This window comes from Actinoplanes sp. NBRC 103695 (assembly GCF_030269485.1).
Classification (GTDB): domain Bacteria; phylum Actinomycetota; class Actinomycetes; order Mycobacteriales; family Micromonosporaceae; genus Actinoplanes.
On the sequence record NZ_BSTL01000033.1, the window covers coordinates 88,545 to 98,219 of the forward strand.

At 70.2% G+C, this 9,675-nt stretch carries 13 protein-coding genes; 7 read left to right on the forward strand and 6 right to left on the reverse strand.

The genetic code is table 11. The features are described from left to right. Window positions 1-1,146 carry an acyltransferase family protein gene (locus QSK31_RS40580; protein WP_285690138.1) on the forward strand — a complete coding sequence of 382 codons (1,146 nt, stop codon included), beginning with the start codon at window positions 1-3 and terminating at the stop codon, window positions 1,144-1,146. On the opposite strand, the gene QSK31_RS40585 is transcribed toward QSK31_RS40580, so the two are convergent. Both QSK31_RS40585 and QSK31_RS40590 read right to left on the reverse strand, forming a co-directional pair. Continuing rightward, window positions 1,115-1,870 carry a thioesterase family protein gene (locus QSK31_RS40585; protein WP_285690140.1) on the reverse strand — a complete coding sequence of 252 codons (756 nt, stop codon included), beginning with the start codon at window positions 1,868-1,870 and terminating at the stop codon, window positions 1,115-1,117. The two genes, QSK31_RS40580 and QSK31_RS40585, sit on opposite strands and share 32 nt — an antisense overlap. A 7-nt stretch (window positions 1,871-1,877) precedes the next feature. After that, complete coding sequence (locus QSK31_RS40590; protein ID WP_285690141.1) at window positions 1,878-2,771, reverse strand: DUF4097 family beta strand repeat-containing protein; 894 nt, start codon at window positions 2,769-2,771, stop codon at window positions 1,878-1,880. Window positions 2,772-2,878: 107 nt separating this feature from the next. On the opposite strand from QSK31_RS40590, the gene recO reads away from it, so the two are divergent. Both recO and QSK31_RS40600 read left to right on the forward strand, forming a co-directional pair. Further along, on the forward strand, window positions 2,879-3,652 hold the full coding sequence (gene recO, locus QSK31_RS40595; protein WP_502873091.1) for a DNA repair protein RecO: 774 nt from the start codon (window positions 2,879-2,881) through the stop codon (window positions 3,650-3,652). Then, window positions 3,649-4,431 (forward strand): isoprenyl transferase, encoded by a 783-nt coding sequence (locus QSK31_RS40600; RefSeq protein WP_502873092.1) that lies wholly within the window; start codon window positions 3,649-3,651, stop codon window positions 4,429-4,431. Before recO ends, QSK31_RS40600 begins: the two co-directional genes overlap by 4 nt. 280 nt (window positions 4,432-4,711) lie before the next feature. Here the strand turns inward: QSK31_RS40600 and QSK31_RS40605 are convergent, their stop codons facing one another. The 4 genes from QSK31_RS40605 to QSK31_RS40620 are packed head-to-tail and all read right to left on the reverse strand — an operon-like array spanning window position 4,712 to window position 7,524. Beyond that, complete coding sequence (locus tag QSK31_RS40605) at window positions 4,712-5,875, reverse strand: tetratricopeptide repeat protein (protein WP_285690144.1); 1,164 nt, start codon at window positions 5,873-5,875, stop codon at window positions 4,712-4,714. 17 nt (window positions 5,876-5,892) lie between these two features. Beyond that, window positions 5,893-6,567 (reverse strand): haloacid dehalogenase-like hydrolase, encoded by a 675-nt coding sequence (locus tag QSK31_RS40610; protein ID WP_285690145.1) that lies wholly within the window; start codon window positions 6,565-6,567, stop codon window positions 5,893-5,895. Further along, the gene (locus tag QSK31_RS40615; RefSeq protein WP_285690146.1) at window positions 6,567-6,860 is read right to left on the reverse strand and encodes an MTH1187 family thiamine-binding protein; all 294 of its coding nucleotides are present in this window, start codon (window positions 6,858-6,860) and stop codon (window positions 6,567-6,569) included. The genes QSK31_RS40610 and QSK31_RS40615 overlap by 1 nt, the downstream gene beginning before the upstream one ends. 49 nt (window positions 6,861-6,909) lie before the next feature. Beyond that, entirely contained in the window at window positions 6,910-7,524 is a 615-nt protein-coding gene (locus tag QSK31_RS40620) for a hypothetical protein (protein ID WP_285690147.1), read from the reverse strand. A gap of 28 nt (window positions 7,525-7,552) precedes the next feature. Here QSK31_RS40620 and QSK31_RS40625 point away from each other — a divergent pair, with 28 nt between their 5' ends. The 4 genes from QSK31_RS40625 (at window position 7,553) to QSK31_RS40640 (ending at window position 9,554) form a co-directional block, all read left to right on the forward strand. Next, on the forward strand, window positions 7,553-8,161 hold the full coding sequence (locus QSK31_RS40625) for a maleylpyruvate isomerase N-terminal domain-containing protein (RefSeq protein ID WP_285690148.1): 609 nt from the start codon (window positions 7,553-7,555) through the stop codon (window positions 8,159-8,161). Window positions 8,162-8,257: 96 nt separating this feature from the next. Next, window positions 8,258-8,581 carry a hypothetical protein gene (locus QSK31_RS40630; RefSeq protein ID WP_285690150.1) on the forward strand — a complete coding sequence of 108 codons (324 nt, stop codon included), beginning with the start codon at window positions 8,258-8,260 and terminating at the stop codon, window positions 8,579-8,581. Between the two features lie 36 nt (window positions 8,582-8,617). Further along, window positions 8,618-8,812, forward strand: coding sequence for a hypothetical protein (locus QSK31_RS40635; RefSeq protein WP_285690151.1), 195 nt, complete (start codon window positions 8,618-8,620; stop codon window positions 8,810-8,812). A gap of 193 nt (window positions 8,813-9,005) precedes the next feature. Next, window positions 9,006-9,554: a hypothetical protein gene (locus tag QSK31_RS40640; RefSeq protein WP_285690152.1), complete on the forward strand. Its 549-nt coding sequence runs from the start codon at window positions 9,006-9,008 to the stop codon at window positions 9,552-9,554. Window positions 9,555-9,675 lie beyond the last annotated feature (121 nt).

The following is a 9,675-nucleotide window of genomic DNA, read 5'->3' on the forward strand; positions in this document are numbered from 1 at the left end:
ATGCGCAATCGGTACCTGGATCTGCTCCGTGCCGTCGCGGTGGTCCGGGTGGTGCTCTACCACGTGACGGGGCTGCCCGCGCTCACCATCGCGTTCCCGGCGATGTCGGTGATGTTCGCGCTCGGCGGTTCGATGATGGCCGCCTCGCTCGACCGGACCGGCCCGTTCGCGGTGGAGCGCCGGCTGCGCCGGTTACTGCCGTCGCTCTGGGTGATCTCGGCGATCGCCGTCCCGGCCATGATGATCGACGGGCTGGCGTGGGACTGGCGACTGCTGATGTGGTTCTTCCCGCTGCAGGACCCGCCGGCCGGTGGGCCGTGGCTCGAGGCGCTCAGCGCGATGTGGTACCTGCGTGATTTCCTGTGGTTCGTCCTGCTGTCGCCGGTTCTGCTGCCGATCTACCGCCGATTCCCGCTGATCACGATCGCCACGCCGTACGTCGCGCTGGTCGTGACCACCGTGGCCGGTGTGACCCCGCAGTCGCCGCTGCTGCGCGACATGGCGCTCTACGGCGGCGCCTGGCTGATCGGCTTCGCCCACCACGACGGCAAGCTGCGCGACCGCCGGCTGCTCTGGGTGGCAGGGGCGGTCGCGCTGGCGGCGGCCCTGTGGGTGGTCACCCATCCAGGCCCCCGGGGGTACGACCTGAACGACATCCCGCTGGGCAACGCTTTCTGGTCGCTGGCGCTCATCCTGCTGCTGCTGCGCATCTCGCCGTCGATCCCGGCCTGGCGTCCGGTGACGGTCCTGAACGCGCGGGCGCTGACGATCTACCTGTGGCATGTGCCGATCATCGTGGCGATGACCCACGCCGGCGAGAACGCGGGCTGGCCGATCCGCGGCCTGACCGGCGACGCGTGGCGGCTGGTCGTGGTGGTGTCGCTGCTGGCGCTCGTGACTCTGGCGGTCGGCTGGGTCGAGGATCTGGCCGCCGGGCGGCGTGCGGTGCTGGTCCCGGCGAATGTGGTACCCAAGGGCCAGGGTGACCGGCCTGATGTCCACGCCGGCGCGGGTCCGTCGCACGTACTCCGCACTCGGGTCCGGCAACACTCCCGCCGCGTCGCGCATCTGGGCGGTCACCCCGCCGACCGGCAGGAGGATCGGCCTCAGGAGGTCAGCGCTTCCGCACGAGCAGCGGCTGGGTGACCTGGGCGGCCCGGCCGCGACGGTCGGAAAGGTCGCCGGTGCACAGGCCGATCCCGTCGTCGGCGACGTCGGAACGGCAGGCCAGCCGCACCCACTCGCCCTCCGGCGGGCGCAGGAACGTGGTCGCCATGCCGGGCGGGATGCTCAGCCAGTCCCTGAGGTCGAAATTCGACGACAGCCCGTTGGCCGCGTCCGCGACGATCAGGGTCCGGGCCACCCCGGTCAGCTCCACCCCGGCGATCAGCGGCTGCTCCACCCGGGTCCAGACGTCGGCGTGCCCCTGGAAGGCCTCGAAGCCGCCGCTCAGGCTGCGCCAGTCGGTCGCCCTGCCGTACCCGAACCAGTGCATGCCGGTGTCCGTCTCGGCCGGGATGTCCGGCGCCGGCTCGTCCGGCGTGACCACCGGCGGTGTCGGGCCGGACGCGATGTGCCAGCCGCGGGCCACCACCGCGACCTTGCCGTCGACGATCATCCGCGCCTCGACCAGCGCGGTCAGGCGGCCCGGCTTGACCGTGGTGACCTCGACCGACAGCGGGCGGCGGGGGATCGGGCCGAGGAAGTCCACCGAGATCCGGGTCAGCCGCTGGTCGCCGCCCGGCGCCATGGCGTGCGCGAGCAGGGCGGCCGGCGGGCCGCCGTGCTGCATCCTCGGATCCCACGGGCTCTCGGTGAACTCGGTCGGCTCGTAACGATCGTCACCGAGCGGGAGGTAGAACGCGGTCATGCACCGATCATGCCGTGCGGCTCGGCAGCGGTTCCGGTGACTCCGGCGCGTCCGGTTCCAGCGGCACCTCGTGCACGCCCGGCTCGGGTACCCCCGGCGAGGTGGTGACGTCGACGTCGCCGCTGGTGGCCGAGATGTTCAGTTTGTTCGGCGACGTGGCGTCGTCATCGAGGCCGAGACCGTCCAGGCGTACCTCGCCGGACCGCGCGGTGGTCCGGATGTCGTAACGACCGGCCGGGATGTGGGCCCTGACGTCGCCGCTGGTGGTCTGCGCGGTCACCGACATCGGCTTGACGACGTCCACCTCCACGTCGCCGGACGTGGCGCGCACATCCACCGGCCCGCCGCCGAGGCGCATCGCCCGGACGTCGCCGGACTGCACCGTGGCGATGACCCTGCCGGTGATCTCGTTCAGGATGACGTCACCCGAGGTCGCCTTGGCCGTCACATCACCTTTCACCTGGTTGATCATTATCTGACCCGAGGTCAGCGACACGTCGACGGCGCCGACCTCGGTCAGCCCGATGTCGCCGGAGCCGAGCGAGCCGCGCACCTTGACGCCCTGCGGCGCGGTGATGTCGTAGGAGACCGAGCAGTTCGGGCCGCAGTCGGTGTCGATGGTCAGGATCGGCCCCTCGACCCGGTACGAGCTGCCCGGGTCCGAGTTGCGGTGGATGATGCGGTTGATCCGGGTTTCGGTGATCGCCGCGGTGCGGATCATCACATCGCCGCTGCCACCGGTGATCACGATGTCGGTGACCTTGGCCTTCTCCACGTCGCTGAAGGTCAGTTTGGCGCCGACCCCGCCACAGCCGGTGAGAACGGTCGTGGCGGCCGCCGCGACCAGAGCGGCGGCTCCTGCACGGCGAAATCCGGGGTGGCGGGACAAGCTCGAGGTCATGGTCCCGACGCTATGACGTGCCCGCACGGGGGCGCCATCAGTTTCATCACTGACCCGACCCTGATGTCACATCAGGGTTGTCGTACCGGGCGGGCACAATGTTCTCCGTGCCCGCCGGATACCGACGCCATCTCTACCGCGACGACGCGGTGGTCCTGCGCGTGCAGAAACTCGGCGAGAGCGACCGCATCATCACCCTTCTCACCCGCCATCACGGCCGGTTGCGGGCGGTGGCCCGCGGGGTCCGCCGCACCATGTCGCGGTTCGGCGCCCGGCTGGAGCCCTTCGGCCACATCGACCTGCAGCTGGCCGGCTCGCCCGAGGGCGTCGGCAGCACGCTGCACTCGGTGAGCCAGGTCGAGGCCGTCGCGCTGTACGGCAAGGAGTTCCTCAGCGACTACCCGCGCTACACGACGGCCAGCGCGATCGCCGAGACGGCCGAGCGGCTCACCCCGATCGAGCGCGAGCCGTCGCTGCGCCTCTTCCAGCTCACCCTGGGCGCGCTCAAAGCCCTGGCCGCCCGCGAGCACGCCGGTCCGCTGGTGCTCGACGCCTACCTGCTGCGGGCCATGTCCACCGCCGGCTGGGCGCCCGCCCTGACCGAGTGCGCGGTGTGCGGCCTACCCGGCAGCCACGGCGCCTTCTCCGTGCCGGCCGGCGGCGCGGTCTGCCCCGACTGCCGGCCGCCCGGCGCCGCGCATCCGGCGCCCGCCACGATCGGCCTGATGGCCGCCCTGACCGCCGGCGACTGGCAGGTCGCCGACGCCACCGAGTCGCCGATCCGCCGCGAGTGCAGCGGGCTGGTGGCCGCACACCTGCAATGGCACATGGAGCGTGCGCTGCGCTCGTTGCCGCTGGTCGATCGACGGGAGAGTCCGTGAGCCCACGTCCGCCCACCCCGCACATCTCCGGCGCCACGCCGCCGGAGATCCCGCGTGAGGTGCTGCCCAAGCACGTCGCGATGGTCATGGACGGCAACGGCCGCTGGGCCAAGGACCGGGGGCTGTCTCGCACCAAGGGGCACGAGCAGGGCGAGCACTCACTGTTCGACGCCATCGAGGGCGCCATCGAGCTAGGCATCCCCTACCTGTCGGCGTACGCGTTCTCGACCGAGAACTGGAAACGGTCGCCCGACGAGGTCCGCTTCCTGATGGGCTTCAACCGCGACGTCATCCGGCGGCGCCGAGACCAGCTCGTCGACCTCGGCGTCCGGGTGGTCTGGTCGGGCCGCCGCGGCCGGTTGTGGAAAAGCGTCATCGACGAGCTGCAGACCGCCGAGCAGATGTCCCGGGGCAATTCCACGCTGACCCTGCAGTTCTGCGTCAACTACGGCGGCCAAGCGGAGATCGCCGACGCGACCGCCGCGATCGCCCGCGACGTGGTGGCCGGCAAGCTCAAGGCCGACAAGATCACCGAGAAGACCATCGCGAAGTACCTGTACCACCCCGAGGTGCCCGACGTGGACCTGTTCCTGCGGCCGTCGGGGGAGCAGCGGACGTCGAACTTCCTGCTCTGGCAGTCCGCGTACGCCGAGCTGGTCTTCCTCGACACCCTCTGGCCCGACTTCGACCGCCGCCACCTCTGGTACGCGTGCGAGCTCTACGCCAGCCGCGACCGCCGCTTCGGCGGCGCCGTCCCCAACCCGGTGGCGCCGGCCTAGACGTCCGGTCCTCTGGTCCTCTGGTCCTCTGGTCCTCTGGTCCTCCGGTCCTCCGGTCCTCCGGTCCTCCGCGGCTCGGCGGCTCGGCGGCTTCGCGCTCCGCGGCTCGGCGGCTTCGCGCTCCGCGGCTCGGCGGCTTCGCGCTCCGCGGCTCGGCGGCTCCGCGCTCCGCGGCTCGGCGGCTCCGCGCTCCGCGGCTCGGCGGCTCGGCGGCTCCGCGCTCCGCGGCTCGGCGGCTCGGCGGCTCGGCGGCTCCGCGCTCCGCGCTCGGCGGCGCTGCCTAGCGCCTCTTGCGGAGGCGCCATTTCGCGTCGATGGCCTGCAGGTAACGCTCCTCGAGGTCGGCGTGGCCGAGACCCTGCAGCAGGAAACGCATGTGCTCGCCGACCTCCCGGGCGCGCCGGCGTGACGGGCAGGTCTCGGCCAGCTCGGTGGCGTACCGGTCGGCGTCGTCCAGCTCGTCCCGCAGGACCAGGTCGCTCCACCGGATCACGGTCGCCCAGATGTTCGTGATCCGGGCGCGGCGCTCGCCGTCCAGCAGCGTGATCGCCTCCTCCGACCACTGCAACGCGCGGGGCAGCTGGCCGGCCCGGGCGGCGAGCAGGGCCAGGTAGAACGGCGTGGTGATGGCGTTCGGCTCCAGGTCGTGCGCCTTCTGGTGTGCCTTGCGCGCCCCCTCGAAATCCTCCTGGTCGCGGCGCAGCAGGCCGACACAGTTCCAGTTCGCCGCGTTGCGGGGCGCCGCCGAGACGGCCCGCTCGGCGTGCTCGTCGGCGCGCGCCGGATCCGAGTGGCGGAAGAGCCACGCCAGCCCGCGTTCGCCGTGTTCCGGGCCGTGCCCGTCGGCCATGGCGGTGGACAGCTCCCGTTCCGCCTCCTCCTCGCGGCCCAGGTTGGTCAGCGCGCGGCCCAGCCGGTAGCGGACCCGGGCGTTCCTCGGCTGCAGCTGCAGCGCCCGGTGCAGGAACTCGACGGCCTTGTCGTACTGGCCCTCGGTGTAGGCCTCCTCGCCCTGATTGAACAGGTAGGACACCTCGACCATGGTGTTCATCCGCTGGTCCAGGTCCTGGATCTGGACCTGCAGGCGAGCGCTGAGCTGACGTACCTGCTCCGTCTGGGTCTCGGTCATGTCCACCGCCGTGCGTGCACGGTCCAACAGGGACGTCGCCTCCGACGACAGATCCTCGGCGGCTTGCACCGCCCGGTCGGTGTCGGACATCACGTCGCGGGCGAGCGCCTTCTGCGCGTCCAGCTCGCGCCGGGCGTCCGCGCCGGTCTTGCGGATCGACCGTAATTCCCGGATCCCGAAGAAGCCGGCGCCCACGAACAGCACGGTCAGGATCGTCATGAGCAGAGCGAACCCGCCCAGGACCACCCCCGACCAGGTGACGATCAGTTCGGCGATCTCCGCGAGGTCATCGGTGGCGGGTGCGGCTAGCGGCATTGCCGGATTATCTCCGGTCAGCCGGTGATCGCGTGTACCGCCCGCTCCACGTCGGACATATCGGCCAGCACGGTGTGTGCGCCGGCCTCCCGCAGTTCCTCGGCACTCGTGTCGCCGGTGGCCACCCCGATCACCGCCACGTCGTTGGCGAGCGCGGCGGCCACGTCGTGGACGGTGTCGCCCACGACGACGGCGCGGAACGGTTCGGCGTACTTGGCGTGCGCCCGCTCCAGGCTGCGCCGCACCAGGGTGGCCCGCACGGCGTGGTCGCCGCCGTAGCCACCCACCTCCGCGTCGAAGACGTCGCCCAGCCCGAACGCGTCCACCTTGGCCCGGGCGACCGGCGCGAGATTGCCGGTGACCAGCGTCTGCACGACCGCCGGGTCGGCGGCCAGTTTGCCGAGCACCTCCCGTACGCCCGGCATGAGGTGTCCCTGCTCGGCGAAGAGGTGCCGGACCAGATCCACCTCGCGGACGTAGTGCTCGAAGAACAGCTCCGGCGTGCAGTCGGTGACCCCGTGCACCCGGAACACCTCGGCGCAGATGTCCAGATCGGTACGCCCGCCGAAGTTCGGCGTCTCCCGCCAGCGCAGCCCCGTGATCGCGACGAAGGCGGCCTTCCACGCCATGGTCGTCACCCCGCCGCCGCGCAGGAGCGTCCGGTCGATGTCCCACATGACGAGCGTGCGCACTACTCGGCCAGCCTCCGCTCGATGTGCGCGACCTTGGCGTCGAGCGCGCCGGTGACACCCGGCCGGATGTCCGCCTTGATCACCACACTGACCCGGGGCGCCACCTCGGCCACGACGTCGACGGCCCGCTTGACCACGGCCATGACCTCGTCCCACTCACCTTCGATCGTGGTGAACATCGCATCCGTACGGTTGGGCAGCCCCGACTCCCGCACCACCCGCACCGCCTCAGCCACGGCGTCCCCGACCGATTCGCCCACGCCCAGAGGCGTCACAGAAAACGCAACCAACATCCACCCATGCTCCCCCACCAACACCCTCTTCGGCGTACGGATGGTGGCGTCAGTGTCGATCGTGGCTCTGGATCCAGGTGCGGAGGGCGGCGGCGGACTCGGCGGGGGTACGGCCCGTGGTGTCGATCGTCGTCACCGACCAGGACGGTGGCCAGCGGCTCCAGACCATCTCGGGCCAGGCGCCCCTGGTCAGGACCTCGGGGTGGTGTCCGGGGTCGGCGGCGTGGCCGCGATGCCACGCCGCCCAGTTGAGGAAGGCCTGACGCTGCCCGGGGGACCACTTGCCGGGGTCGCGACGGTCGAGGCGGCGGAGGCGTTCGTCGTCGGCCACGTCCAGCAGGCAGGCGGCCAGGCCGTTCAACAGGGGCGCGCTCGGTGCGGCCAGGACCTCGCCGATCGGGGACTGGCTCAGCAGGATCACGTCGACGCCGTCGGCCTGACAGGACAGCGCCCGTCGCAGCCAGGTTTCCAGGCTGCGTTGCCGCCAGACCAGGTCGGCGCCGTCGGGTACGCCGATCTCGTCGAAGTCGTGCACCACCACGCCGGGAAGCTCGGCGCAGGCACGTGCCGCGGTCGTCTTGCCGGAACAACTGGAACCGGCCACCGACCAGAGCATGATCCGGAGCTTACGGTGCGGCGTCGTCTTGGTCGCGGTAGTACGCACGAACCCATAGTGATGGGATCATGACAACATGCTCACTGTTCTCGATGTGGTGCGGGGCGAGGCGGACGCGTTGGTCCGCGCGCTCGCTGACCTGCCGGCGGACGCCTGGGAGCGGCCCACCCGCTGCACGCCGTGGCTGGTGCGCGATGTCGTCGGGCATCTCGTCACCACGGTGTCGCGCCTGCCGGGGATGGTGGCGGGGGAGACGCCGTCGCGGGCGGACACCACGGCGGCCGGCTACTACCGGGCCGACGAACGCTTCGGCCCGGACTCCGACGCCGAACGTGTCGAGTCGGCGCGGGGCCGGGCGGCCTCGGCTTCGCCGGGCGCGCTGACCGAGGAACTGGCCGGTGCGTGCCGGGAGGCCATCGAGGGGTGTGCAGGTCAGCCGGCCGGCCGGATCGTCCGTACCCGGCACGGTGACGCCATGTTGCTGACCGACTTCCTCACCACCCGCGTCGTCGAACTCGCCCTGCACGGGCTGGACATCGCCGATGCCGCCGGCCGGCCGCCCTGGATCACCGCGGCCGCCACCGACCACCTGGTGCGGCTGCTCTTCCCGGACACGTCGCCGAAGCTGGCCCTGCTGCGTCTGGCCAGCGGGCGAGGTGCGGCGCCCGGACTCACCTTCGGCTGATCCGACCGTCCTGTGAGGACGGTCACCGCCAGGATAAATGTGCACACATCGTTCGGTGGATGTGCCGGGGGTGAGATCACCACTACGGTCCGTCCCATGGCCTACCGTAACTACACCGCGAACGGTACGTATTGGACGGTTCACGAGCGTGACGGTGTCTTCTGGGTGATCCGCATCGACCCGTCCGGCGGAGGCCACGACTGGGAAGAGGTCTGGGGCGGATACGAGACGGCCGACGCGGCGGGCGGGGTCGCGGCGCAACTGGCCTACGCGCAGGGTCGCCGGGACGCGGCCGGCGAGCTACGCGGCAACATGCAGCACGCGTTCGACCGGATCGGTCTCGGCACGATGCCGGTGCCGGCCCCGGCCAAGCCGGACGAGCTCCTCGGGGCCGACGACACCGGTCAATCCCCCGAGTGACATACAAACCTTCGCGTTCGCGATACGGTGCCGGATGTGTCCGATCCATACGCATCTCTGCCCGATGACAACGACGAACCGGATCACTGGATACTCGACGTGCCGGATGATTTCTACGGTGACGTCCAGGCCGAGCCGCACCTCCTTTATCTCACTCAGCGCGATCGCCCGTTGAGGCTCCGGCCGTTCGGCGGTTTCGACGAGGTCCCCGGCATGCGAACACCGAACTGATCATGCGAACACTGAGCTGACGATGCCGCCACCTGGATGAAGTCGGCCCTTTACGCCGTTCCGCCGACGAACGGACCGCATCGCCCGCTGAACGCTCGAATGCGCGGCACGTCCGACGTATATCGGGCGACTTCACGGAGACGTTGAATGAGCGTCCAATGTGAATTCAGCGGAGCGATCGGAGGCTTTCATCATGGCCGAAATCATCAATTCCGGTTGGCGTCGCAAGGGTGTGATCATCTCTGGGGCGCTGCTCGCGGCGGCGATGGTTCTCGCCTGCAGCAGCGGGAACACCGACACCGGTGAGACGGCCAAGGGCGATGCCGCCGTGGCGGCGGACGCGCCGTCGAAGGCCGGTGGTCCCGAGGGCGTCTACAAATTCGGGCAGACTGTCAAATTCCGCGACGGAAGTACGCTCACCGTCGGCAAGCCGGCGAAGTTCAAGCGGGCCGAATTCGCCGTCGGTGGCGAGAAGAAGGCGGTCCACCTGAAATTCAAGGCGACCTTCAAGAACAACACCGACGAGGTCTTCGACCCGGCTCTGACCACGGCGGCGGTGTCGGCCGGCGGAGAAGAAGGGGAATCGATCTTCCAGGAAGGATTGGACGCCCCGGACAACAAGGTTCTGCCGGGGAAGTCGGTGACCTGGTGGATGGGCTACGGAGTGCCCAACCAGAAAGATCTGCAGCTCGAGGTCAATGTCGGGTTCCTCGACTACGGCACGGTCATCTTCACGATCTAGCCTCGACCCTTCGTTAAGGGGTGTCCAAGGACTGGGCAGAAACGAAGAAGTGCCTTCTGATCAGGGAAAATAGGACTTGCTGAGGGTCCAAGTTTCCTGTCACGGAAGGCACTTGCAGGGT

Coding starts and splice junctions, on each gene's coding strand:
- QSK31_RS40580 (WP_285690138.1), top strand. CDS start 1: ATGCGCAATCGGTACCTGGATCTGCTCCGTGCCGTCGCGGTGGTCCGG.
- QSK31_RS40585 (WP_285690140.1), bottom strand. CDS start 1,870: ATGACCGCGTTCTACCTCCCGCTCGGTGACGATCGTTACGAGCCGACC.
- QSK31_RS40590 (WP_285690141.1), bottom strand. CDS start 2,771: ATGACCTCGAGCTTGTCCCGCCACCCCGGATTTCGCCGTGCAGGAGCC.
- QSK31_RS40605 (WP_285690144.1), bottom strand. CDS start 5,875: ATGCCGCTAGCCGCACCCGCCACCGATGACCTCGCGGAGATCGCCGAA.
- QSK31_RS40615 (WP_285690146.1), bottom strand. CDS start 6,860: ATGTTGGTTGCGTTTTCTGTGACGCCTCTGGGCGTGGGCGAATCGGTC.
- QSK31_RS40625 (WP_285690148.1), top strand. CDS start 7,553: ATGCTCACTGTTCTCGATGTGGTGCGGGGCGAGGCGGACGCGTTGGTC.
- QSK31_RS40630 (WP_285690150.1), top strand. CDS start 8,258: ATGGCCTACCGTAACTACACCGCGAACGGTACGTATTGGACGGTTCAC.
- QSK31_RS40640 (WP_285690152.1), top strand. CDS start 9,006: ATGGCCGAAATCATCAATTCCGGTTGGCGTCGCAAGGGTGTGATCATC.